Source organism: Knoellia altitudinis (assembly GCF_042666355.1).
GTDB lineage: Bacteria > Actinomycetota > Actinomycetes > Actinomycetales > Dermatophilaceae > Knoellia > Knoellia altitudinis.
Genome location: NZ_JBHTDK010000001.1, coordinates 2,960,538 through 2,984,349, shown reverse-complemented (window position 1 = coordinate 2,984,349; position 23,812 = coordinate 2,960,538). Strand labels below are relative to the sequence as shown.

The following is a 23,812-nucleotide window of genomic DNA, read 5'->3' as shown; positions in this document are numbered from 1 at the left end:
TCAGGAGTCCTCGAGGGCGTCGCGGCCCGCGTGGCGCGGCATGAGCAGACCTGACAGCACGAGCGCGAGGGCAACCGCTGCGGAGCACACGAAGACTGCGTGGACCGCCGGCGCCAGCACGCCTGCCGACAATTGCTCGAGATCGAGCTGGGTGCCGACCGGTGCGCCGCCCGCCACTCGACTGTTGACGATCGCGCCGAACACGGCGACGCCCACGGCGCTGCCCATCGACCGGGCGAACATGTTGGTCCCCGTGGCCACCCCACGGTGCTCCCAGCCCACGCTCGACTGGGCCACGATGACGCCGGGGCTGGCGACGTACCCGAAGCCGATGCCCATCACGAAGCACGGCAGGGCCAGCTGCCACAAGGCGCTGTCGGCGTCCACGAGCAGCAGCAGCGCCGCACCGGCGATGACGAAGAGCGCTCCCATCAGCACCGTCCGCCGGAACCCGATCCTCAGGTAGAAGCGGCCGCCCGTCGCCGCGGCGATCGGCCACCCGATCGTCATGGCAGCCAACGCCAGACCGGCCACGAGGGCTCCGTGCCCGAGCACGGCCTGCGCGTACAGGGGGACGTACGTCGTCAGCCCCAGCATCAGCACCCCGACGACGAAGGCGCCCGAGTTCGCCGCGTTCAGCACACGACGGCGGAAGATCCACAGCGGAAGCACCGGCTCGGACACGCGTGCCTCCACCGCGACGAAGGCTGCGAGCAGGGCCACGGCGCCGCCCAGGATGCCGAGACCCGCGGGCGACCCCCACTCCCAGCGCACACCTCCCTCGAGCAGGCCGATCAGCAGCAAGGCTCCACCCGCAGCCAGCAGGACCGCACCGACGAGGTCGACGGCGTGCTTGCGAGGCTCGACGTCCTCGTCGAAGCGGCGCCACATGACCCACGCGGCCGCGACACCCAGCGGGAGGTTGACGAGGAAGATCCATCGCCAGGAGAGGTAGTCGGCGAAGAGGCCGCCCAGAGTCGGCCCGACGACAGAGGCGGTGGCCCAGACACCGGCGATGTAGCCCTGCACCTTGGCTCGCTCGGCCAACGAGTAGATGTCACCGACGATCGTCATCCCCATCGGCTGCACGGCGCCGGCCCCCAGGCCCTGGATGAGGCGGAAGACGATGAGTGCCGGCATGCTCCAGGCGATGCCGCACAGCAGCGACCCCAGGACGAACAGCCCGATGCCGAGCAGCATGACCGGCTTGCGCCCGTAAAGGTCGGCGACCTTGCCGTAGATCGGGACGGAGACCGCCTGGGCCAGCAGGTAGATCGAGAACAGCCAGGGGAAGGATGTGAACCCGCCGAGGTCGTCGACCACCGCCGGAACGGCGGTGGCCAGGATCGTGGCGTCGATCGCGACGAGACCGATGCTGAGCATGACGGCCAGCAAAAGTGGTCCGCGCTCGCTGCGGAGACCGACACTGGCGCGGGTGATCTCGGGGGCGCTCACGAGACCGGCAACCGACGTGGGCCGCGCGATGTTCCCCGCTGCGACCACCACCGGCCGGGCCGACTCGCTGCCCACCGGGCGCGCAACCGGTCGGCGTACTCCTCCAGCGGGAGGAACGCGAGCATCATCACGAGGTGGGGCCAGAACGCAATGGTGATGGCGGCATACGTCACGGCATGGAAGCCGAACCAGGCGGCCACGGCGCGCCGACGCCACCGTTCGGAGAGCAGGAAGATCACCGGCGCCGTGAGCTCGGCGACCATCAGCCCCCACTGGGCCCAGTGCAGGGTCCACGGGATCTCGAGGAGCCACTCCGCCCACGGAGTGCCACGGCGGACGACCGCGCGCACCATGGTGGCCGAGTTGACCCACTCGACACCGCCGAAGCGGAGCTTGGCCCAGGCCGAGAGGAAGTAGGTGGCGATGGCGGCAAGCTGCACGGCACGCAGCGCGAACCCGGCGGCCTCGGAGCGGCGCCGGTCGGAGAGATGTGCGATGCCGACCGTCGGCAGCAGGGCCAGGGCGACGACGAAGTCCGCCCGGTCGTGGTCGACCTTGCCGTAGCTGAAGGCGATGTACTGGTACCAGATCCAGCACACCGCGACGGTCCAGCCCAGCAGGCGTGGGGCACGACCGCTCATGGCCGCCAGCGCAGCGATGACGCATCCCCACTTGAGCGTCTCGACCAGCAGCACGGAAGCGGCCGGGAGGTGGAGGACCTCGCCCATGACGAGTGGCTCGTACCAGACCGGGTCGGCGAAGCCGTGGTACCAGCCGGACGTGTGCAGCAGGAGCACGTCGACGATGACGAAGGCGAAGACGAGCCACCGCAGGACGGCCACGCGAGCCACGGGCTCAGGGGCGAACAGCCATCCCGAAAGGCGCCTCACGACGCGGACCACTCGGCGAGGACATCGGTCTCGACCTCACCCGTGGGTCTGCGGTCGACGACGATGATCTTGCGGGCCACCACGCGCAGCCCCAGCCACGGCGCCGACGTCGGTCGCAGCCGCGAGTGGCTCTCGGCCAAGGTCCCCAACCGTGCCGGGTCGGCTTCGATCTGCCTCAGCCGGCCCTCGATCTCGGCGCGGTTGACGCCGACGTTCGACGGGGTCAGCGGCGCGGGGACCCACTCGGTCGGCTTGTCGGCCGTGCGTACCTCGATGCCGGTCGACCACACGGAGCCCGTGGCCTTCTGCGACGTCGAGAACATCCGCCACGGACTGAACGGCCACCAGTGGTCGTCGCCGACCAGCGAACCCGCGCAGAACAGGGCGACGAGCACCACGGTCAGCCCGGCGCGCCACGCACGTGCCGCGGCACCGAGCCGGACGACGTCTCGGCGCACTTCCCCCGCAGTCATGCGCAGAGGGTATGCCGTCCGCCCACCCGCCCGCAGTTCCGGCGCCGTGGCGCGGAACGTTCCGCGTCATGGCGCCGGATCCGCGTCATGGGCGACAGGCGGGAGGGACACACCGGCTCAGAAGGCGGACACGTCGCCGGTCGAGCGCTGGGGGCGGCTCAGTGCACGCACCAGCGCGACCTGCCCGTGCCGCGCGAGCGAGACGTCGGCGAGCAGCCCCAGCACGGCGGCGACGACGGCGGGATCGTGCTCCGGAGTGTCCACGCCCACGCTCGCTGCGAGGTCGTCACCATGGACGACGAGCTCCATCATCCGGGTCGTGAGGAAGTCGGGCGTCGCGAGGGACCAGCCCTGCCACGGGATGTGGATGACGTCGGGCGAGCGTGGCGCGGCCAGCAGTGCGGGCAGCGCCTCGCGCTCCGAACGTGCGGCGGCGAGCACGGCGTCGAAGCCCGCCTCTGCGGCGCTGTTGTTGGTGTCGTTCTGGTCCGGGTCGAGCACGCCCTCGCGCGAGGCGGCGACCCACGGCGCCTGCGAGTAGTGGTCGAGGAGTCCGACGACGGGTGCCTCGGGCGCGGCGGGGACCCGAAGGCCCTGGGCGACGTGGCGGAGCTGCGCGAGAAGGTGGTCGACCAGGCCACCCACGGTCATCCCCTCGCAAGAGCTCTCGTGCGTCCAGGCGGCAGCGACCTCGTCACGCGAGGCGAGGTCCAGCGACACCGACGCGCACGCGAGGTAGGCCGTGGCCGCGTCGTCGCGACTCATCACCGACCCCAGTCGGACGGGGCTGCCCATCAGTCGAGGATGGCGTCGACGAAGCCCTCGGGGTCGAACGGGGCGAGGTCGTCGGGACCCTCCCCCAGGCCGATGAGCTTGACCGGGACACCGAGCTTGCGCTGCACCGCGACGACGATGCCGCCCTTGGCGGTGCCGTCGAGCTTGGTGAGCACGATGCCGGTGATGCCGACGACCTCGCTGAAGACCTCGGCCTGGCGCAGACCGTTCTGACCGGTCGTCGCGTCGAGGACGAGCAGGACCTCGTCGATCGGGCTCTGCTTCTCGATGACGCGCTTGACCTTGCCGAGCTCGTCCATGAGCCCCACCTTGTTGTGGAGGCGGCCGGCGGTGTCGATGATGACGACGTCGGCCTCGAGCTCGGCCGCGCCCCGCACGGCGTCGAACGCCACGGCGGCCGGGTCGGCCCCGTCCCGGTCGGAGCGGATGGTGGGCACGCCCACGCGCTCGCCCCAGGTCTGGAGCTGGTCGGCTGCGGCAGCGCGGAACGTGTCGGCCGCACCGAGGACGACGTCCTTGTCCTCGGCGACGAGCACCCGGGCGAGCTTGCCGACGGTCGTGGTCTTGCCGGTGCCGTTGACCCCGACGACGACGACGACGGCCGGTCGGCCGTCGACGCGCGAGGACGCCAGTGTCCGGTCCATGGACGGGTCCACGAGCGAGACGAGCTCGTCGCGCAGCCAGCCGCGCACGGTCGCCTCGTCGGCGGCGCCGTGGACCCTGACCCTCGTGCGCAGCGCGTCGACGAGCTCGGTCGTGGCCTCGACCCCGAGGTCGGCCGTCAGCAGCGTGTCCTCGACGTCCTCCCACGCCTGCTCGTCGAGGTCACCGCGGGAGAGCAGCGCCAGCAGCCCCTTGCCGAGAGCCGTGTTGGAGCGGGCGAGCCGGGCGCGCAGCCGCTGCAGACGGGTGCGCGGCGACTCCGGCCGCTCGACCTCCGGGACGGTCGTGGGCGGGAGGGTCTCCTCGACCACCGTGTCGTCGGCCGGAAGCGTGTCGACCGAGGATCCGCCGACCCTGTCGTCGTCGACGTCCCCGGAGTCCCGGCCCGGAGCGGGGCGGGTCGAGGGCGCGTCAGGCGTCCGCTCCGGGGGCAGCTCCTTGGTCGCCCCACCTCGCCCCCGAAGGAGGGTGGCGGCGAGACCGCCGAGGACGACGAGCAGGCCGAGGCCGATGGCAAGGAATTCCCAGAGGGTGTCGATGGCACTCACCCGCTCATCCTCGCATCACTCGCGGACCCGCCCTGCAGACGATCCGGACGCGACTGTCAGAAGATCCGGACCCGGTCCTGCTCGGGGACCCACATCGCATCGCCCTCGCCGACACCGAACGCCTCGTGGAACTCCGAGAGGTTGCGCACGGCGTTGGCGCGCAGGTCCATCGGGGCGTGCGGGTCGACCGCCAGCAGGCGAACCGCCTCGGCCTCCCGCGCCAGGCCGCACCACACGCGCGCCCAGCCGACGAAGAACCGCTGGTCGCCGGTGAGGTCGTCGATGACCGGGGCGTCGGAGCCCTCGGTGGAGATCCGGTATGCCGCGTGCCCGATCGTGAGCCCGCCGAGGTCGCCGATGTTCTCGCCGACCGTGAGGGCGCCGTTGACCTTGTGGCCCGGGGCGTCACGCGACTCCAGGTCGTTGAACTGCGCGATGAGGCGCTGGGCGCGGCCGTCGAAGTTCTCGCGGTCGGCCTCGGTCCACCAGTTGCGCAGGTTGCCCTCGCCGTCGAACTGCGAGCCCTGGTCGTCGAAACCATGACCGATCTCGTGACCGATGACGGCACCGATGCCGCCGTAGTTGACCGCGTCCTCGGCGTCGACGTCGAAGAACGGTGGCTGCAGGATCGCGGCCGGGAAGACGATCTCGTTGAGGCCGGGGTTGTAGTAGGCGTTGACCGTCTGCGGCGTCATGAACCACTCGTCGCGGTCCACCGGCCCTCCGAGCTTGGCGAGGTTGCGGTCGACCTCGAAGGCCGCGGCCCGGCCCACGTTGCCGACGAGGTCGGCGGCGTCGACCTCGAGCCCTGAGTAGTCACGCCACTGCTCGGGGTAGCCGATCTTGGGCGTGAAGGCCTCGAGCTTGGCCAGGGCCTCACGGCGCGTGTCGGGGCCCATCCACTCGAGGGTGTCGAAGTTGCGCCGGAAGGCCTCGACGAGGTTGGCGACCAGCTCGACCATCCGCTCCTTGGCCCGGGGCGGGAAGTGCTGCTCCACGTAGAGCTGGCCGACGGCCTCACCGAGGGCGTCCTCGACGAGTCCCACACCGCGCTTCCACCGCTCGCGGATCTCCGGGACCCCGGAGAGGGTGCGACCGAAGAAGTCGAAGTTCTCGGCGACGATCGCGTCACCGAGGTAGGGCGCGAGGGCGTGGACGACGCGCCAGCGGAGCCAGTCCTGCCAGGCGGCGAGCTCGACCTCGGTCAACGCCCCGCTCATCGCGCGGAGGTGGTCGGGCTGGCGGGCGATGACCTGGTCGAACGCGCCCGCGGGCGCCTGGGCACCGGCGAGGTAGCGCTCCCAGTCGACGCCCGGCGTGAGCTCCTCGAGCCCGGCCCGGTCGACGAGGGTGTAGGTCTTGACGGCGTCACGGTTGGCGACGGTGTCCCAGTGGGACGCCGCGAGACGGGTCTCGATCGCCATGACACGGTCGGCGGCAGCGGCCGCCGCGTCACCGGCATACACCCCCGCAAGGGTGAGCATCCGTGCCACGTGAGGCGGGTATGCCGCGCGGATCGCCTCGTGCTGCGGCTCGCGGTAGTAGGCCTCGTCGGGCAGGCCGATGCCGGCCTGCTCGAGGTAGACGACGTAACGGGTCGAGTCGCGGTCGTCGGTGTTGACGATGGGGTGGACGAGACCGTCAACGCCCGACCGCAGGAAGCGACCCAGGAGCGACATGACGTCGCTGGGGGTCGCGGCCTCGTCGATGGCGGCGAGGAAGGGTGCGAACGGCTCGACACCGACCGCCTCGATGCGCGCCTCGTCCATGAAGGAGCTGAAGAGGTCACCGACCTTGCGGGCAACGGTGCCGCTCTCGGGGTTGCCCTGCGCCACTGCCGTGATGATGTCGCGAACCTGTTGCTCGGCGCTCTCGCGGAGCATGTCGAAGGATCCGTAGCGGCCGCGGTCGGCCGGAATCTCGGTGCGGGCCACCCAGCCACCGTTGACGTGCCCGAAGAGGTCGTCCTGGGGACGGACGTCGGGGTCGCTGGCGGTGTGGTCGATCCCGGAGCGCATCAGGAGTGGGCAGGGTCGGCCGGGGCCGCGGACACGGCGGCGGTCTCGGTCACGACGTCGCTCTCGTCCCGGTCACCACGCTCGCGGCGCTGGCGGGTCGACTGCTGCCGCTCCTTGAGAGCGCTCACGACCTCCTCCCCCTTGGGGGTGAGCAGGTCCCGACCATCGCGCCGCGCCGGCACCGCGACGAGCGCGACGACAGCCAGGGCGAGTCCGACGCAGATGAGCATGCCGATGATGAGCGCAACCATGTGCCTAGGGTCTCTCACGGGCGCGCCCACCCGCAAACGACACCCCGGGGTGAGATGAGGCACCTGCGCGGCGTGCCGCCGCGTAGTGTCTGGCGGGTGACCGCGACGACCTCGGATGTGGCCCCTCGACGGACCCGCCGAAGGCTCCCGGTGGGGTTCGAGATCCTGCTGGCCATCCTCGCGGTCGCCCTCGTCCAGACGTTCGTCGTCAAGCCCTTCGGCGTGCCGTCCCAGTCGATGGAGCAGACCCTGCGCATCGGCGACCGGATCATCGTCAACCGCACCAACCCGTCCGTGGAGCGCGGCGACATCGTCGTGTTCTCGCACGGCGCCACCTGGCAGGAGGCGCGCCTGCCGGAGGCCGGCAACCCGGTCGTCAAGGCGGCGCGCGCGTTCGGCGACCTCACCGGGATCGGGCCGTCGAACACGGCATACACCGTCAAGCGGGTCATCGGGGTGCCCGGCGACCGCGTGTCCTGCTGCGACGCCGAGGGCCGCGTGCTCGTCGGCGGCGAACCGCTCGACGAGCCCTACGTCCACGAGGACCACACGTTCGACGCCCCCGACCTCACCTGCGAGTCGACCCCCAGGTCGTCGCGGTGCTTCCCGGAGATCACGGTGCCGGCCGACCGTCTCCTCGTCCTCGGGGACCACCGCTCGCAGTCGGCCGACTCCGTCGTCAACTGCCGCGGAGGCACGGACCCGCAGGGGTGCGCCCGGTTCGTGCCGGTGAACCGCGTCGTGGGGCCGGTCGTCTTCCGGATCTGGCCGCTCGACACCTTCGGGCGCGTCAACGCCGACTGAGGTCCCTGGGGTCAGGCGCTGGCGGCGACGTCGCGGATGCGCTGCGACACCACCGTCGTGATCCCGTCGCCACGCATGCTCACGCCATAGAGCGCGTCGGCGATCTCCATCGTCTTCTTCTGGTGGGTGATGACGATGAGCTGGCTGCTGTCGCGCAGCTCCTCGAAGAGCGTGATGAGCCGGCCGAGGTTGGTGTCGTCGAGTGCCGCCTCGACCTCGTCCATGATGTAGAAGGGGCTGGGTCGCGCCTTGAAGATCGCCACGAGGATCGCGACCGCGACGAGCGAGCGCTCGCCTCCGGAGAGCAGGGACAGGCGCTTGACCTTCTTGCCCGGCGGGCGGGCCTCGACCTCGATGCCGGTCGTCAGCATGTCGCTCGGGTCGGTGAGGACGAGCTGGCCGGCGCCTCCGGGGAAGAGCCTCTGGAAGACCTGCTCGAACTGGGCCGCCGTGTCGTGGAAGGCCTCGGTGAAGACCTGCTCGACCCGCTCGTCGACCGACCTGACGATGTCGAGCAGGTCGCGCTTGGAGTTCTTGAGGTCCTCGAGCTGCTCGGTGAGGAACCTGTGGCGCTCCTCCAGGGCCGAGAACTCCTCGAGGGCGAGCGGGTTGACCCGACCGAGCGCCGACAGGCCCCGCTCGGCCCGGCGCAGCCGCTTCTCCTGCTCCTCGCGCACGAACGCCGACGGCATGGGCAGGTCGCCCTCGTGGTCGGGACCGGCGATGAACGGGATGGGCTGGTGCGGGCCGAAGTCCTCCATGAGGACGTCGGGGTCCACACCGAGCTCCTCGACGGCCTTGGCCTGGAGCTGCTCGATGCGGGCGAGCTGGCGGGCGCGGGCGACCTCGTCGCGGTGGGCCGAGTCGGTGAGCTCGCGCAGCTCGTCCTGGTGGGTGGCCATCTCGGTGCGCAGGGCCTGGACGGCGGTGTCGCGTTCGGTGCGCTGCCGCTCGGCGTCCTCGCGCAGCCGGCCTGCGCGTCCCAGCGCGCTCGCCATGCGATCGGTGGCGTATGCCGCCGCGCGGCTCACCGCGTCGGCGATCGTCACCTCCCGGCGGCGTCGCTCCTGGCGCTGCCGCAGCTTCTCGCGGGCCTGGATCTCGTTGCGGGCGGCGCCCTCGAGCGAGTCGGCGCGGCCCTTGAGGGAGCGTGCGCGCTCCTCACGGGTGCGGAGGGTGAGACGGAGCTCGGTCTCGGCCGTGCGGGCCCGGCTCGCGGCCAGCTCGAGGTCGTCGCGCGCGTCGGTCGAGGGCTCCTCCGACTCGGTGGGCTCGGCGCTCGCCTCGTCCAACCTCGCCGTCAGGGCCGTGAGCTCGAGACGGTCGGTCTCGAGGGCGGCCTCGGCGTCGGCGATGGTCCGCTCGGTCCGCTCGACCTCGGCGCGGCTCGTGCGGATCGTCGACTGCAGTCCGCCCAGCTGCTCGGCGACGGCGGCCATGCGGGCGTCGCTGTCGTGGAGGGCCTCGAGGGCGGCCTCGACCCGCTCGGTCACCGCTGCGGACTTCTCGCGCGCGGTGGCCAGGGCGAAGCGGGTCTGCTCGTTCCTGGACGTCGCTGCGGCCACGGCGGCCTGGGCCTCCTCGAGGGCCGACTGGATCTCGAGGAGCGACTCGCCGCTGCTCGACCCGCCCCGGACCCATCCGGGCGCGAAGACGTCTCCGTCCTCGGTGACGGCGGTGATGCCCTCGCCACGGGCGACGAGCGCGAGGGCGTGCTCGGCGGTGGCGACGATGGCGACGCGGTCGAGGAGCTGCTCCACTGCCGGCAGCACGTCGGTAGGAGCGGAGACGACGTCGCGGGCCCACACCCCGGACCCGTCGAGGTCGGGCCAGGTGGCGGGGTCCGACGAACGGGCCGTCTCGCCGACGAGCAGCGTCACCTGGCCCTGGTCGTCCTGTCGTAAAGAGTCGACGGCCCGGGCGGCGTGCTGCGCCGAGCCCACGGCCAGCGCCTCGGAGGCCCAGCCGAGGGCCGCCGCCACTGCGCCCTCGTGTCCGCCGCTCACCTGGAGGAGTGCGGCGACCGTGCCGACGATGCCGTGCTCCTCGTCGGAGGCGGCGAGCAGCGCGGCGGCGCCGTCCTTGCGACGCAGGCTGAGCCCGAGGGCCTCGACGCGGGCCGAGGCCGACGAGCGGTCGCGCTCGGCCTCGCGCTCGGCGTTCTCGAGGGCGGCGATGTGGGCCTCGATCTCGGCGAGCTCCTCAGCCGCGGTCTCGTAGGCGCTGTCGAGCCCCTGCTCCCCCTCCTCGTCGTTGGCGACCGTGCCCTCGAGCCTGGCGAAGGCCCGCTCGGCCTCCGTCGCTCGGGTCTGGGACGCCTCGACCACCCTGCGCAACCGCCCGATCTCGGCCTCCCCGGCCTCGATGCGGCTGCGGCGCGCACCGACCTGTCCGGCGAGCTTGGCCAGCCCTTCACGCCGGTCGGCCGCGGCACGGGCGAGACGTGACAGGCGGTCCTGCTCCGCGGCATACGCCTTCTCCGCCTCTTCACGGGCCGTCACCGCGCCGGCGAGCTGCTCGGCCGCGGTCGCGACCTCGGCGAGGAGCTTCTGCTCCGCCTCGCGGGCCTGCGCGGCCTGGGCGCGCAGCTCCTCGGGGTCACGGCCGGTCGTGGCCTCGTCCACGTCGTCCTGGCTCAGCAGGCGCACGCGCTCGCGGGCGACGGACGCCGTCGACTCGAGGCGGTCCCGCAGGGACTGGAGCCGGACGAAGCGGTCCTGCGATCGGCCGAGCTCGGGCGCGGCATCGGCGGCCTGGCGCTCGATCTCGGTGATCCGCGAGCGCAGCGACTCGAGGGCGTTCTCGACGATGGTGCGCCGCTCGATGAGGGCGGTCTCGTCGGCGACCTCCTGCTCGAGGGTCGAGGTGAGCTGGACGAGGTCGTCGGCAAGGAGGCGCTGGCGCGCGTCACGGGCCTCGGCCTGGATGACCGCGGCCTTGCGGGCGGCCTCGGCCTGACGTCCGAGGGGCCCGAGCTGGCGGCGGATCTCGCCGGTGAGGTCGTGGACGCGGGTGAGGTTGGCCTCCATCGCGTCGAGCTTGCGGAGGGCGCGCTCCTTGCGCTTGCGGTGCTTGAGGACCCCGGCGGCCTCCTCGATGAAGCCGCGGCGCTCCTCCGGGGTCGCTCGCAGCACGGCGTCGAGCTGGCCCTGGCCGACGATGACGTGCATCTCGCGGCCGATACCGCTGTCGGACAACAGCTCCTGGATGTCCAGCAGGCGGCTGGGCGTGCCGTTGATGGCGTACTCGGAACCGCCGTTGCGGAACATCGTCCGGGTGATCGTCACCTCGGCGTAGTCGATCGGCAGCGCGCCGTCGGTGTTGTCGATCGTGAGGCTGACCTCGGCGCGACCCAGCGGTGGGCGGCCGGCGGTGCCGGCGAAGATGACGTCCTCCATCTTGCCGCCGCGCAGGGTCTTGGCGCCCTGCTCACCCATGACCCAGGCGAGGGCGTCGACGACGTTGGACTTGCCGGATCCGTTGGGGCCCACGATGCAGGTGATGCCGGGTTCGAGGCGCATGGTCGTGGCCGAGGCGAAGGACTTGAACCCCTTGAGGGTCAGGCTCTTGACGTACACGCGATGACTCTCGGTTCCTCGGGGGCTGCGGTGACCGCTCACTGTACCGGCGGGTCGAATCCCCACCCGGGAACCGGGAACCTCCCTGCGTTGCCCGTGACGCGAGTGGCGGAAGTGACTGGTGGGCTCAGCCCTTGGCGATCGACACGTGGTGGTGGATGACCTCGGCGATGACGAAGTTGATGAACTTCTCGGCGAACTCCGGGTCGAGGCCGCTCTCGTCCGCCAGTCCACGCAACCGGGTGATCTGCCGCTCCTCGCGCGCAGGGTCGGCGGGCGGCATACCCGCTGTCGCCTTGAGCTCGCCGACCTGCTGGGTGCACTTGAAGCGCTCGGCAAGGAGGTGCACGAGGGCCGCATCGATGTTGTCGATGCTCGAACGCAGGCGGGCCAGCTCCGGGGGGACGTCGCTCATTCCCCCATCGTAGGAACGCCGACCCACCGTGGTCCGTGCGTCCCACGACCCGGTATGCCGGCCCACGCAGACCGTGGGACCCCGCGCTCACCTCTCGACGAAGCCTGTGACGTCGAGGCGGGGCGCGGTCTCCAGCGCCGTCGACACCGAGACGACCCTGCCGGGACGGTGGGTCGTCGACGGCTCTTCGCCGAGGAGGTCGAGGAAGCGGGCGACGGCGCCACGAGGGCCCTGGGCCACGACCTCCACCCGTCCGTCGGCGGTGTTGCGGGCATGACCGACGATGCCGAGCTCGAGGGCGCGCGCCCTGGTCCACCACCGGAACCCCACGCCCTGGACCGCTCCGCGCACGTTGACGGTCACGCGGACGGGCTGGAGTCCCTCCCCACGGGGGTCGAGGCTCGTCTCCATGGCCGCATGCTAGGACGGACTCTCCCCAGCGCGCCTCCCTGACCCTGTCGGTGCCCGTCCATAGCCTGTGGTCATGAGCGTGGGGAACCCTTCCGCTCGGCCCGGGGCCACCCACACGAGCGCCCCGTCCCGCAGCACACCGTCGCCCTCGGCAGGTCGCCTGCCCGGGCTCGATGGTCTGCGCGCCGTCGCGATCCTCGCCGTGCTCGCGTTCCACCTGGACCCACGGTGGCTGCCAGGCGGCTTCCTCGGCGTCGACATCTTCTTCGTGATCTCCGGCTTCCTCATCACCACCCTCCTCGTGCGCGAGCACCAGCGTGAGGGACGCATCGACCTGCGCGGTTTCTGGACGAGGCGGGCCCGCCGCCTCCTGCCCGCCCTCCTCGTCCTCGTCCCGAGCGTCATCCTCATCGCCCGGCTCGTCGAGGCCGACCTCCTCGTCGGCATCGGCCGCCAGTCCGTCGGCGCCCTGAGCTTCACGAGCAACTGGCTGGAGATCCGGGCCGGCTCCGACTACTTCCACAGCACCGCGCCACAGCTGCTCATGAACTTGTGGTCGCTCGCGGTCGAGGAGCAGTTCTACCTCCTGTGGCCCCTCGTCGCCCTGGCGCTGCTGCGGTTTGCTCCATCGTCTCGCGCCCGTGCTGGCGTGGCCGGGGCCCTCGCGCTCGGCTCGGCCGTCCTCATGGCGAGCCACTACGACCCGGCCCTGGGTGCGACCCGCGTCTACTACGGCACCGACACCCACCTCATGGGCCTCATGCTGGGCGCGGCCCTCGCGTTCGCCTGGGCGGCGCCTCACCGCGCCTGGACCTCGTCGGACAGCTGGCAACGGCTGCGGGTGCCGGCTGTCGCTGGTGCCGGCGTCCTGCTCGTGGCGCTGCTCGTCCTCCTCGACGAGTCGACGGCGCTGACCTTCCGGGGCGGCATCCTCGCGGCGTCCGTGGCCACCACCCTCCTCGTCCTCGGTGTCGTCGAGCGGCCGGGTCCCCTGCGCTCGGTCCTCGACCTGCCGGTGCTGCGCTGGATCGGTGAGCGCTCCTACGGCCTCTACCTCTGGCACTGGCCGGTCATCCTCATCGTCGAGGCCGACCTTCCGTGGGCCGTGCGCGGCGCGGACGACTATGTCTGGTCGCGGCTGTGGTGTGTGGTCGTCACCGTCGCCCTGGCCGACCTGTCCCACCGGCTCATCGAGATGCCCGTCCGCCGACGCGGCTTCCGTGGGTCGGCGCGCCACCTCGTCCGGTCGATCCGCTACTCCGGCACACGCACAGCCCGGGCGGTGTGGGCCTCCGCAGCCGTCCTCGTCATCGCCCTCACCGCCGTCCTGGTCACCGCACCGACCCGGACCCGGGTCGAGCAGCTCCTCGATGCCAACGCCTCTGCCGCAACGGCGGCCGCACCCGCTCTCACGCCGACGGCTGCCCCGTCGAGCTCTCCCTCGAGCGCATCGACGGGGGCCAAGCCGCCCGTGGCGCCGGGAGCCGCCCAGACCTGGGCCATGCCGACCGGCGCCGAGATCGACGGCTACGGGGACTCGATGATGGTCGGCAGCGTCCACGCCCTCCGCTACTACTTCCCCGGCATCCGTCTGGACGCCCGGTCCAACCGCCAGTGGGCCGAGGGCCTCAAGGTCGTCCGTGCCCGCGCCACCGACACCCGGCGAGCCGTCGTCCTCGCGCTCGGCACAAACGCCGGCACCGACCTCGAGCAGGCCCGTCTGACCCTCGATGCACTCGGCCCCGACCGCATGGTCGTCCTCGTCACGCTCCACGGACGGATCAACCGCATCGCCTCCGACAACACAGCGCTCAAGGAGCTCGTCGCCGGACGCGACAACGTCGTGCTCGCCGACTGGGACGCTGCGCTCAAGGGCACGACCGGCCAGCTTCAGTCCGACGGCATGCATCCCTCCATCAAGGGTGCCCACCTGTATGCCCGGACGATCCAGCAGGCGTTCGCGGACCTCAGCGAACGGCATACGGGCAAGGCAGTTCCGCTCAAGGAGCTCCCGCTGCCGTGACGCCGTGCGGCTTCGGCCACGGCGTCGAGATCGGGTGAAGCGCGCGGGATCACGGGTCTGTGCAGCACGTCGCCCGATCTCGATGAGCACGGAGCAGGCCTGGGACCCGCGACAACCTCGTCAGGCGCTGCGGCGGAGCCGAGGGCGGGGCTGGCACGCAGGGCACGAGAACGAGGACCGGTTCATGAAGTGCTCGCGCCGGATCGGTGTGCCACAGCGCGCGCACGGCTCACCCTCCTGGCCGTAGGCGTGCAGTGACCGGTCGAAGTAGCCGGAGGCGCCGTTGACGTTGACGTACAGCGCGTCGAAGCTCGTCCCGCCCTGGCTGAGCGCAGCCGCCATGACCTCACGAGCGTGGTCGAGGACTCGGGAGATCGCCGGCTTCGTGAGGCTGCTCGAGGGACGCTCCCCGTGGATCCCGGCTCGCCAGAGGGCCTCGTCGGCATAGATGTTGCCGATGCCCGACACGACGCCCTGGTGCAGGATCATCCGTTTGATCGCGCTGTCGCTCGTCTTGATCCGACGCACGACGGCTGTCTGGTCATAGGCGTCCTCGAAGGGGTCGGGAGCGATGTGCCGGATCTGGTGCGGCACCCCGTCGTCCTCCAGGTCGTCGAGGGCGAATCCACCGAACGTGCGCTGGTCGACGAACCGCAGCTCGGGATCCCCGTCGGCGAAGGTGAAGCGCGCGTGCAGGTGCTTCTCGTCCGGGGCCTCGGCGGCCTCGACGAGGAGCTGTCCACTCATCCCGAGATGAGCGATGAGTCCGTGCACCGGGTGCCCGTCCTGAGAGAGGACCAGCCAGAGGTACTTGCCGCGACGCCGGGCCTGGGTGACGTCGAGCCCGGTCACCCGCTCGGCCAGGTCGTCCGGCCCCGGGACGTGGCGCCGGGCCACGCGCGCTCCGGTGAAGGAGGCCGACGTGATGCGGCGGCCGACGACGTGGTCGGCGAGGCCGCGACGGACGACCTCGACCTCAGGCAGCTCCGGCACGGCTCAGGTGGGTCGCGTGAGGTCGGGCAGGGGTGCCGTCGACAGGCCGTCACCGTGACGGTCGCGCAGGGCCTGCCATGCCTGGGCCGCGGCCTGCTGCTCGGCGTCCTTCTTGGTGCGGCCGACACCGTTGCCGTGCTCCACCCCGTCGAGAAGGACGCGGGCGCTGAAGGTCTTGGCGTGCTCGGGGCCGTCCTCCTCGAGGACGTACTCCACCGGTCCGGCTCCGTGCAGGGCACAGATCTCCTGCAGGCTGGTCTTCCAGTCCAGTCCGGCCCCCAACGTGGCCGAGCTCGCCATCAGCGGGTCGAGGAGGTGGTGCACCAGCGCACCCGCCGCCTCGAGACCGGCGCTGCAGAAGGTCGCGCCGATGACCGCCTCGACGGTGTCGGCCAGGATCGAGTCCTTGTCGCGCCCCCCGGTCGACTCCTCGCCGCGCCCGAGGTGGAGGTAGTCCCCCAACCCCAGCGTGCGGCCGACCGCCGCGAGAGCGCGCATGTTGACCACTGCGGCCCGGAGCTTGGCCAGCTGCCCCTCCGTGAGGTCGGGGTGCGTCGTGTACAGCGTGTCCGTGACGACGAGGCCGAGCACCGAGTCGCCGAGGAACTCGAGTCGCTCGTTGTGCGGGATCCCACCGGCCTCGTAGGCGTAGGAGCGATGCGTCAGGGAACGCCCGAGAAGCGCCTCGTCGATGTCGCCACCGGTGACCTCGGTGAGGTACTGGTGGAGCTCAGCGACGGGGCGCTGTGGCGTGCGAGCCGCCGGGCCGTTCGAGCCCCTCCCCATGAGGAGTTGGCTCAGCCCTGGTGCTCGGTGCGCTCGGCCACGCCGTAGTGGCGCCCGTTGTAGGTTCCGCACGACGGGCACGCGATGTGCGGCTGCGTCGGGGCCTTGCACTGGGGGCATGCGGTCAGGGTGACCGGCGTGGCCTTCCAGTTGGCACGGCGGTGGCGCGTGTTGGATCGCGAAGTCTTCCGCTTCGGAACAGCCACGTCAGGTCCTATCTGATATCTGTGTCGTGGACGGCTCGGACGCGAGGTCCGTGAGAGCCGCCCACCTGGGGTCGATCACGTCATGTGCGTGGTCCGGGTCCTCCGCGAGGTGCATCCCACATTCGGAACACAACCCCGGGCAGTCCGGACGACACACGGGCTGGAACGGCAGTGCGGGCACCACCGAGTCCCGGAGCACCGCTTCGAGGTCGATCAGACCGTCCTCGACGAGGTACTCCTCGGCTGCTTCTTCGTCGCCCACCTCTTGGTGGTGGGCGTTGCGATCGGCGTAGGCGAACAGCTCCTGGAACCTGCCAGACACATCGTGGCTGATCGGATCCAGGCACCGCACGCAGGCGCCGGTCGCCGTGCCTCGAACCGAACCGGTGACCAGGACGCCCTCGACGACGGACTCGAGCCGCACGTCCACTGCCAAGGGTTCCCCCTCGGCGACGCGCAGCACCTCCGTGCCGAACTCGGCTGGTGCCTCGACCTCGCGGACAAGCTCCGTCATCGAGCCGGGTCGCCGGCCGACCTCCTTGGTGTCGAGCACCAGAGGAGACCGAGGATCGAGACGAGTCATTGCCCTATGCCTTGGTCGAGTGGTTCGGTCCGTCGTCACGGCTGACGCAGACCGAAGATCAAAGGTACCGGAGGGTGGACCACCAGCCCAAATGCACCCCCGGCCGCGACTCGTTCGAGGCGTCGGATCGGAGCTGACCCACTGCGTGACACACGGGGAACATCGTCCAGTCAGTCGCGCCACCGCATGTGGTACGCGACCAGCGGCTGCATTGCTGCCAGGAGCTCGCGGCCGCGAGGGGTCAGCCGGTATCGCACCGAGACCGGTGTCGTCGGGATCACGTCGCGCTCGACGACGCCGTGGACCTTGAGCTCGCGTAGCCGGGCGGTCAGCATGCGGGCGGAGAGTCCGTCGACGGCCGCCTCGATCTCGGCGAACCGTGACGCCCCACGGCCGAGCGCCAGCATGATCGCACCCGTCCAGCGGCGGCCGACGAACTCAAGACCCGTCGTGGCCTCTCGGCAGGTGGTGTCATCGATCAGGGCTGAGCGGTGCGAAGCAAGCTTCTGGGAGGTCACTTATTCATAGTAAGTCACTTACCTGGGACTGGCACGCCGCCGGCGAACGGCGCAGGCTGGTGACATGCCCGACTACGGTCACCCTCTCCGCTTCGGATCCTTCATCACCCCGACGGCCACCTCGCCCCGAAGGCCGGTCGAGCTCACCCTGCTCAGCGAGGAGCTCGGCTACGACCTGGCGACGTTTCAGGACCACCCCTACCAGCCGACGTTCCTCGACGCGTGGACGCTGATGTCCTACGCTGCCGCACGCACGGAGCGAATCCACCTGGCCGGCAACGTGCACAACCTGCCCCTGCGCCCGCCTGCCGTGCTGGCGAAGTCGGTGGCCAGTCTCGACCTGCTCTCCGGCGGCCGCATCGCTCTGGGGCTGGGCGCCGGCGGGTTCTGGGATGCCATCGAGGCCTACGGCGGGAACCGCCTGACCTCCGGTGAGTCGGTGGACGCGTTGGCCGAGGCGATCGCGATCATCCGTGGCGTCTGGGACACCGCCGACCGTTCGGTCTTCGTCGTCGATGGCACTCACCACCGGGTTCGCGGCGCCAAGCGGGGCCCGGCGCCAGGGCACGAGGTACCCATCTGGCTCGGGGCGCTCAAGCCCAGGATGCTCCGCCTGATCGGCCGCTCGGCCGACGGTTGGCTGCCATCGATGCCGTACCTCCAGCCCGGGGACCTCGAACGCGGCATGCGAGTGATCGACGAGGCTGCCCGCAAGGCCGGTCGGGACCCCGCCGAGGTCGTCCGTCTGCTCAACGTCACGCCCGACACCGGCGCTGACGAGCTGGTGCGCCTCGCTGTCGAGGACGGCGTCAGCACCTTCATCGTCATGGGCGACGACGAGGGCGGACTGCGGCGCTTCGCCGCACTGACCAGCGAGGTACGCGACCGGGTCGCCGGAGCTCGCGCCAGCGCCGGGGTGCGTGAGCGCGGGCGGGCCCGTCGCCCTTCGGCCCTGGCGAAGCGACTCCCCGGCATCGGGTACGACGACCTGCCACCGGAGCTGGCCGATCGCGCAGTCGAGCCGGGCGACCCGGCATACCCGCGCTACACGTCGAGCTACCTGCGTGGCGGCGCCCCCGGTCTCGTGCTTCGGCCGCGGACCGTCGTCGAGGTGCAGGCCGCGGTCGCCGTCGCTCGTGAGCACCGCGGACTGCCGCTCGGCATCCTCAGCGCCGGGCATGGCATCTCCGGCCGCTCCCTGAACCACGGCGGGCTCGTCATCGACGTCAGCGCCCTCGACACCGTCGAGGTGGTCGACCCCGACTCGGGCCACGTCCGGCTCGGGCCCGGCGCGCGGTGGGTCGATGTGGCTCGTACCCTCGCGCCGTACGGACTCGCGATCAGTAGTGGCGACTACGGCGGCGTGGGCGTCGGCGGGCTCGCGACTGCCGGGGGTGTGGGCTGGTTTGCGCGCAGCCACGGCCTGACCATCGACCACGTGACCGCGGTCGAGATGGTCCTCGCCGACGGCCGGTTCGTGCGCACCGACGCTCATCAGGAGCCCGACCTGTTCTGGGGTGTGCGCGGCGCCGGGGCGAACTTCGGCATCGCGACCGCCTTCGACCTCACCGCTGCCCGCGTCGGCACGATCGCCTTCGCCCAGCTCACCTTCGATGCCAGTGACACCGGGACCTTTCTGCAGCGATGGGGTCGGGAGATCGAGGCCGCTGACCGCAGCGTCACCGGCCAGGTGATCCTCGGCCCCCGGCAGGGCGGACAGCGGATGGCCCGAGCCATGCTGGTCGTCGACTCTGCCGACCCTGAGACCGTCATCGCGCGCCTGCGGCCGATCGCCGACATCGCGCCGCTGGTCCAGCAGCAGGTCGCGCTCACGACCTATGACGAGGTGATGGGTCTGTTGGGAAGCGACGAGCCCCAGCAGGGCGGCGGTGAACCGCACACCCACTCCGGCCTGGCCGACCACCTCTCCCCCGAGCTCGCCGCCGAGGTCGAGGGACTCCTCGACGCGGGCACGTCCTACTTCTTCTCGATCCGCGCGGTCGGCGGGGCCGTCAGTGACGTGCCGAGCGGCGCCACGGCGTACGCAGGCCGCACCGCTGCCTTCTCACTCTCCGGCTTCGGCGCCAGCCCGGCATTCGACGCGGCTTGGGAACGGCTCGTGCCACACCTGTCCGGCAGCTACCTCAGCTTCGAGACCGGCACCGGACCACGGTGGCTCGAACGCGTCTTCCCGGCCGCCCACCTCGCCCGCCTGCGCGACCTCAAACGTCGTTACGACCCCACCGGGCTGTTCCGCGACAACTTCTTCATCGATCCGACGACCCACGCCGTGGAGGGGCCTGCCGCCTGAGCCGTCCGAGCCCCAAGGCTTGGTATGCCGCCCGTCGCGTTCGCGTTGTGTCGCAACCCTGCCCGCCTTCAGGACCACCTGTGCCGACCCGAGCGGGGGTCCGGGATGGGTCAGGAAGGTGAGCGCAGGGCGGCGAGTGCGTCACGGACCTCGTCCGGGACGAGCCCGGAGACGTCGCCGCCGAACCTCGCGACCTCCTTGACGAGCGAGCTCGACACGTGCTCGAACGCCGGAGCACCTGGCAGGAAGACGGTCTCGACACCCGTGAGATGGCGGTTCATGAGCGCCATCGGCAGCTCGTAGGCGTAGTCGGTGCCCCCACGCAGCCCCTTGACGACGACCTCGGCGCCGACGTCTCGGCAGACGTCGACGAGAAGGCGACCCGCGAATGCCTCGATCCTCACGCGCGCGGCAACCGCCTCCGGGAGGGCGCGCTCGATGAAGCCGATGCGCTCGTCGATGCCGAAGGTCCCGCTCTTCGACGGGTTGTGCAGCACTGCGACGACGACCTCGTCATAGAGCGCGGCGGCGCGCAAGAGCACGTCGACGTGTCCGAGGGTGATGGGGTCATAGGACCCCGGGCACACGGCTCGCCTGATCTGCTGGTCGCTCACCTGCGCCACCCTACGGTTCCTGGCCGGGACGACCTCAGTCCTTGGCCTTCTCCTTGGAGGCCTCCTCGACCTTCGTCGCCTCCTCCTTGGCCTCGTCCTTGATCTTGTCGGCCTCGTCCCGAGCCTCGGGAGCGGCGATCACGCCTTCCTTCTCGGCGCGGTGCAACAGGGCCTGCACCTGCTCGAGGCTGGCGCAGCCCTGGTCCAGCAGCTCGTTGCGGCGGGTCGCCCAGGCGAGACCGAGCTCCTCGCGGACACTCTCCGCGACCTCTTCACGCGCCGGGTTGAGGATCGTCTGCTCCTCCTCGTTGGCGTGGTGGTTCACCACGGTCGCCAGCTCTTCCAGCGCTGTGTCGTACTTCTCCGTGTCGGTGCCCTTGGCCTCCAGGAAGGCGATGAGGGCCTCGTGGATCTCGGCGTGCTCCTCCTCGCCGTGCTCCTGCTCGTCTGCCGTGATCGCGCGCTTCTTGCGCAGGCTCGGATAGACCTTCTCCTCCTCGGCTTCACCGTGCGCGACGAGGATCTCGGCGAGCGCCTCGCGAGCCGAGCCGCGGTCGGCGTCGTTGCGACGGCACTCCCGGATCAGATCCTCGAAGAGGCGGTGGTCGGCGAGGATGAGGTCGAGGACGTCACCACTGGTCGGACGGGGGATCTCGTAGTCGCTCATGCCAGCATCCTCGCTGACGGGAAGCCCGTTCGTGTCGCTAACGACCCTGCGGATGGCGAACCAGATGACCGTCTCGCCGTACTTCTTGAGCCGCTCCGGCTCGAGACCCTCGGGCCAGGTGGGCTCGCTCGACCGCTTCGACCGTTCCACGACCACGAGCGCTCCGTCGGCCAGCCAGCCGCGTGTCACCAAGGTCGCGAGGTCGGTGGCGAGCGCCTCCTCGGGGAGGTCGTACGGCGGGTCGAGGAAGACGAGGTCGAGCTCGCGCGGAGCTCCCGCGAGCGATGAGGACACGGTCATCGGGAGGACCGTCGCGCGCAGCCCCAGCCCGGTGGCGTTGGCACGGATGACCGATGCCGCGGTCCGGTCGGACTCGACCAGGGTCACCTCGGCAGCCCCACGGCTGGCGGACTCCAGACCCAGGGCTCCGGACCCGGCATACAGGTCCATGACGCGCGCGCCCGAGAGCGCGTCGCGCGCCTCGAGGGAGGAGAAGAGCGCCTCGCGGACCCGGTCGCTCGTGGGGCGGGTGCCGCGACCGGGAGGAGTCTTGAGCGAACGTCCGCCGGCCGTGCCGGCGATGAGTCTGGTCACGGGTGCCTCACCCTCGTTCCAGGTATGCCGCTTGCTCGGCATCGACACGGGCGTGGACGAGCTCGGCCAGCCGGGGGTGGGTCGACAGGTCGGGATCGTCGGCGACGACCTCGAAGGCATCCTCGCGGGCGGACACGATGAGCTCCTCGTCCTCTAGGACGTGGAGGAACTGCAGCTGGGTGCGCCTGCCGTGCTGGGAGGAGCCCAGGATGTCGCCCTCGCGCCGTTGCCGAAGGTCGATGCGGGCCAGCTCGAAGCCGTCCGTCGTCCCGGCGACCGCCTCGAGCCGCTCGTGGGGGGCGTCGCCCTCACCCGAGTGCACCAGCAGGCAGAGACCGGGCAGTCCGCCACGACCGACGCGACCGCGGAGCTGGTGCAGCTGCGAGACCCCGAAGCGGTCCGCGTCCATGACGACCATGACGCTCGCGTTGGGGACGTCGACACCGACCTCGATGACCGTCGTCGAGACGAGGACGTCGATGTCGCCCGAGGCGAAGTCACGCATGATCGCGTCCTTGTCCTCTGCGGGCAACCGCCCGTGGAGGATCTCGATGCGCAGTCCCTCGAGCACCGGGTTGGCCGCGAGGTCGGCGTGCACGCGGTGCACCGAGGCGAGGGGTCGAGGAGGCGGGGCGTCCTCCCCGTTGCCGTCCTCTCCGTCTCCCTCCCCGTCCGGGTCGCTGGAGGCGGCCTCCGGCGCGAAGATCTCGGCGTCCTCGTCCGGCTCGTCGTCGTCGCCGATGCGGGGACAGACGACGTAGGCCTGTCGTCCCTGGGCGACCTCTTCGGCGATGCGCTGCCACGTCCGCTGGAGCCAGCCCGGCTTGGCCTCGGGCACGACATGGGTCGTGATGGGGGCCCGCCCGGCGGGCAGCTCGCTCAGGGTCGAGGTCTCCATGTCGCCGAAGACCGTCATCGCGACGGTGCGCGGGATGGGCGTGGCCGTCATGACGAGGACGTGGGGTGGCTGAGCGGCCTTGCCCCGCAGCGCATCTCGCTGCTCGACGCCGAAGCGGTGCTGCTCGTCGACAACGACGAGCGCGAGGTCCTGGAAGCTGACGTGCTCCTGGATGAGGGCGTGCGTGCCGATGACGATCCCTGCGTCGCCGCTCGCGATGTCGAGCATCGCCTTGCGGCGCGACTGGGTCGACATGCTCCCGGTGAGGAGCGTGACCCGCGTCCCGACCTCGCTGCCACCCAGCATCCCGCCCTCGGCGAGGTCGCCGAGCATGGCGGTGATCGATCGATGGTGCTGCGAGGCGAGGACCTCGGTGGGGGCGAGGAGCGCGGCCTGGCCGCCGGAGTCGACAGCGGCCAGCATGGCGCGGACGGCGATGACCGTCTTGCCCGAGCCGACCTCACCCTGGAGGAGTCGGTGCATGGGGACGTCCCGGGCCATCTCGGCGGCGAGGGTCCGGCCCACCTCGACCTGCCCCGCCGTGAGGGTGAAGGGCAACCGGTCGTCGAAGGAGTCGAGGAGGCCACCGGGGCGGGGCACTCGGGCGAGCGTCGACTCCTGCGCCTGCCGCGCCCGCCGCTGCGCAAGGGCGACCTGGAGGACGAGGGCCTCCTCGTAGGACATGCGCCTGCGTGCCGCGTCGACCTCGGCCTGTGAGTCCGGTGTGTGGATCCCGCGCAGGGCTGACGTCCTGTCCACGAGGTCACGACGGTCGAGGATCTCTTCGGGGATGGCCTCGGGGCTCTCGTCGAGGAGGTCGAGGACCATGCGCACGCACTCGGTCACGGTCCACGTGTGGAGGTTGCCGACGGACTTGTAGATCGGGATGAGGCCCCGTCGCTCTCCCCGGTCGAAGTCGCTGAGCAGCGAGTAGCCGGGGTGGGCCAGCTGGAGGCGGTTGTTGAACGAGGACACCTTGCCCGCGAACAGCGCCCGCGTGCCGGGGACAAGCTTGCCCTCGTGCCCATGGGCCGAGAAGAAGGTGATCTCGAGGTCCTTGGAGCCGTCGGTGATGACGGCCTGGAGCATGCGTCCGCGACGGGCCTTCATCGAGCGCGTGGTCGCCGACTTCACCTCTGCCACAGCGACGATGTAGGAGCCGGGGCGGGCGGCTGCGAGATTGCTCTCGGGCGACTGGTAGCGCCGGGGCCAGTAGGCGAGGAGGTCGCGCACGGTCTCGATCTCGCGCGAGTCCTTGAACTTCTTCGCCTCCCGCTTGTCCAGCACCTTGGTGAGCGGAGTCGACTCGTCGTACACC

General features: G+C 71.1%; 21 protein-coding genes. 3 read left to right on the top strand and 18 right to left on the bottom strand.

The genetic code is table 11. The features are described 5' to 3' along the window. The 7 genes from ACFQW8_RS14025 to ACFQW8_RS13995 form a co-directional block, all read right to left on the bottom strand. On the bottom strand, window positions 1–1,455 hold the full coding sequence (locus ACFQW8_RS14025; protein WP_380088294.1) for an MDR family MFS transporter: 1,455 nt from the start codon (window positions 1,453–1,455) through the stop codon (window positions 1–3). After that, entirely contained in the window at window positions 1,452–2,306 is an 855-nt protein-coding gene (locus tag ACFQW8_RS14020; RefSeq protein WP_380088292.1) for a hypothetical protein, read from the bottom strand. The genes ACFQW8_RS14025 and ACFQW8_RS14020 overlap by 4 nt, the downstream gene beginning before the upstream one ends. 35 nt (window positions 2,307–2,341) lie before the next feature. Next, window positions 2,342–2,818: a hypothetical protein gene (locus tag ACFQW8_RS14015; RefSeq protein WP_380088290.1), complete on the bottom strand. Its 477-nt coding sequence runs from the start codon at window positions 2,816–2,818 to the stop codon at window positions 2,342–2,344. A 117-nt stretch (window positions 2,819–2,935) separates the two neighbouring features. Continuing rightward, the gene (locus ACFQW8_RS14010) at window positions 2,936–3,613 is read right to left on the bottom strand and encodes a maleylpyruvate isomerase N-terminal domain-containing protein (protein ID WP_380088288.1); all 678 of its coding nucleotides are present in this window, start codon (window positions 3,611–3,613) and stop codon (window positions 2,936–2,938) included. Next, window positions 3,613–4,824: a signal recognition particle-docking protein FtsY gene (gene ftsY / locus ACFQW8_RS14005; protein ID WP_380088286.1), complete on the bottom strand. Its 1,212-nt coding sequence runs from the start codon at window positions 4,822–4,824 to the stop codon at window positions 3,613–3,615. Before ftsY ends, ACFQW8_RS14010 begins: the two co-directional genes overlap by 1 nt. A 56-nt stretch (window positions 4,825–4,880) precedes the next feature. Next, window positions 4,881–6,842, bottom strand: a complete 1,962-nt coding sequence (locus ACFQW8_RS14000; RefSeq protein WP_380088284.1) for a M13 family metallopeptidase — start codon at window positions 6,840–6,842, stop codon at window positions 4,881–4,883. Then, window positions 6,842–7,093 (bottom strand): hypothetical protein, encoded by a 252-nt coding sequence (locus tag ACFQW8_RS13995; protein ID WP_380088282.1) that lies wholly within the window; start codon window positions 7,091–7,093, stop codon window positions 6,842–6,844. The genes ACFQW8_RS14000 and ACFQW8_RS13995 overlap by 1 nt, the downstream gene beginning before the upstream one ends. Window positions 7,094–7,189: 96 nt before the next feature. On the opposite strand from ACFQW8_RS13995, the gene lepB reads away from it, so the two are divergent. Then, window positions 7,190–7,897, top strand: coding sequence for a signal peptidase I (gene lepB, locus ACFQW8_RS13990; protein ID WP_380088280.1), 708 nt, complete (start codon window positions 7,190–7,192; stop codon window positions 7,895–7,897). Between the two features lie 11 nt (window positions 7,898–7,908). Here the strand turns inward: lepB and smc are convergent, their stop codons facing one another. The 3 genes from smc to ACFQW8_RS13975 form a co-directional block, all read right to left on the bottom strand. After that, a complete protein-coding gene (gene smc, locus ACFQW8_RS13985; RefSeq protein WP_380088278.1) occupies window positions 7,909–11,475 on the bottom strand; it encodes a chromosome segregation protein SMC in 3,567 nt (1,188 codons plus the stop codon). 127 nt (window positions 11,476–11,602) lie between these two features. Continuing rightward, window positions 11,603–11,890 (bottom strand): chorismate mutase, encoded by a 288-nt coding sequence (locus ACFQW8_RS13980; RefSeq protein WP_380088277.1) that lies wholly within the window; start codon window positions 11,888–11,890, stop codon window positions 11,603–11,605. 87 nt (window positions 11,891–11,977) lie between these two features. Then, window positions 11,978–12,301, bottom strand: a complete 324-nt coding sequence (locus ACFQW8_RS13975) for an acylphosphatase (protein ID WP_380088275.1) — start codon at window positions 12,299–12,301, stop codon at window positions 11,978–11,980. A 73-nt stretch (window positions 12,302–12,374) separates the two neighbouring features. On the opposite strand from ACFQW8_RS13975, the gene ACFQW8_RS13970 reads away from it, so the two are divergent. Next, entirely contained in the window at window positions 12,375–14,324 is a 1,950-nt protein-coding gene (locus ACFQW8_RS13970; RefSeq protein ID WP_380088273.1) for an acyltransferase family protein, read from the top strand. A 120-nt stretch (window positions 14,325–14,444) separates the two neighbouring features. Here the strand turns inward: ACFQW8_RS13970 and mutM are convergent, their stop codons facing one another. From mutM to ACFQW8_RS13945, 5 genes are all read right to left on the bottom strand, one after another. Then, the gene (gene mutM, locus ACFQW8_RS13965; RefSeq protein WP_380088271.1) at window positions 14,445–15,317 is read right to left on the bottom strand and encodes a bifunctional DNA-formamidopyrimidine glycosylase/DNA-(apurinic or apyrimidinic site) lyase; all 873 of its coding nucleotides are present in this window, start codon (window positions 15,315–15,317) and stop codon (window positions 14,445–14,447) included. 3 nt (window positions 15,318–15,320) lie between these two features. Further along, on the bottom strand, window positions 15,321–16,103 hold the full coding sequence (gene rnc / locus ACFQW8_RS13960; protein WP_380088269.1) for a ribonuclease III: 783 nt from the start codon (window positions 16,101–16,103) through the stop codon (window positions 15,321–15,323). 11 nt (window positions 16,104–16,114) lie between these two features. Beyond that, window positions 16,115–16,309 carry a 50S ribosomal protein L32 gene (gene rpmF / locus ACFQW8_RS13955; RefSeq protein WP_056139918.1) on the bottom strand — a complete coding sequence of 65 codons (195 nt, stop codon included), beginning with the start codon at window positions 16,307–16,309 and terminating at the stop codon, window positions 16,115–16,117. Window position 16,310: 1 nt separating this feature from the next. Then, window positions 16,311–16,892, bottom strand: a complete 582-nt coding sequence (locus ACFQW8_RS13950) for a YceD family protein (RefSeq protein WP_380088267.1) — start codon at window positions 16,890–16,892, stop codon at window positions 16,311–16,313. 170 nt (window positions 16,893–17,062) lie between these two features. Beyond that, complete coding sequence (locus ACFQW8_RS13945) at window positions 17,063–17,410, bottom strand: winged helix-turn-helix transcriptional regulator (RefSeq protein ID WP_380088265.1); 348 nt, start codon at window positions 17,408–17,410, stop codon at window positions 17,063–17,065. 64 nt (window positions 17,411–17,474) lie between these two features. On the opposite strand from ACFQW8_RS13945, the gene ACFQW8_RS13940 reads away from it, so the two are divergent. Then, window positions 17,475–19,721, top strand: coding sequence for an LLM class flavin-dependent oxidoreductase (locus ACFQW8_RS13940; protein ID WP_380088264.1), 2,247 nt, complete (start codon window positions 17,475–17,477; stop codon window positions 19,719–19,721). 110 nt (window positions 19,722–19,831) lie between these two features. Here ACFQW8_RS13940 and coaD read toward each other — a convergent pair whose 3' ends face one another. The 3 genes from coaD to ACFQW8_RS13925 are packed head-to-tail and all read right to left on the bottom strand — an operon-like array spanning window position 19,832 to window position 23,811. Then, the gene (gene coaD / locus ACFQW8_RS13935; protein WP_380088262.1) at window positions 19,832–20,335 is read right to left on the bottom strand and encodes a pantetheine-phosphate adenylyltransferase; all 504 of its coding nucleotides are present in this window, start codon (window positions 20,333–20,335) and stop codon (window positions 19,832–19,834) included. A 34-nt stretch (window positions 20,336–20,369) separates the two neighbouring features. Continuing rightward, window positions 20,370–21,596 carry a 16S rRNA (guanine(966)-N(2))-methyltransferase RsmD gene (rsmD, locus tag ACFQW8_RS13930; protein WP_380088260.1) on the bottom strand — a complete coding sequence of 409 codons (1,227 nt, stop codon included), beginning with the start codon at window positions 21,594–21,596 and terminating at the stop codon, window positions 20,370–20,372. A gap of 7 nt (window positions 21,597–21,603) precedes the next feature. Continuing rightward, window positions 21,604–23,811 (bottom strand): ATP-dependent DNA helicase RecG, encoded by a 2,208-nt coding sequence (locus tag ACFQW8_RS13925; RefSeq protein WP_380088259.1) that lies wholly within the window; start codon window positions 23,809–23,811, stop codon window positions 21,604–21,606. Between the last annotated feature and the right edge of the window lies 1 nt (window position 23,812).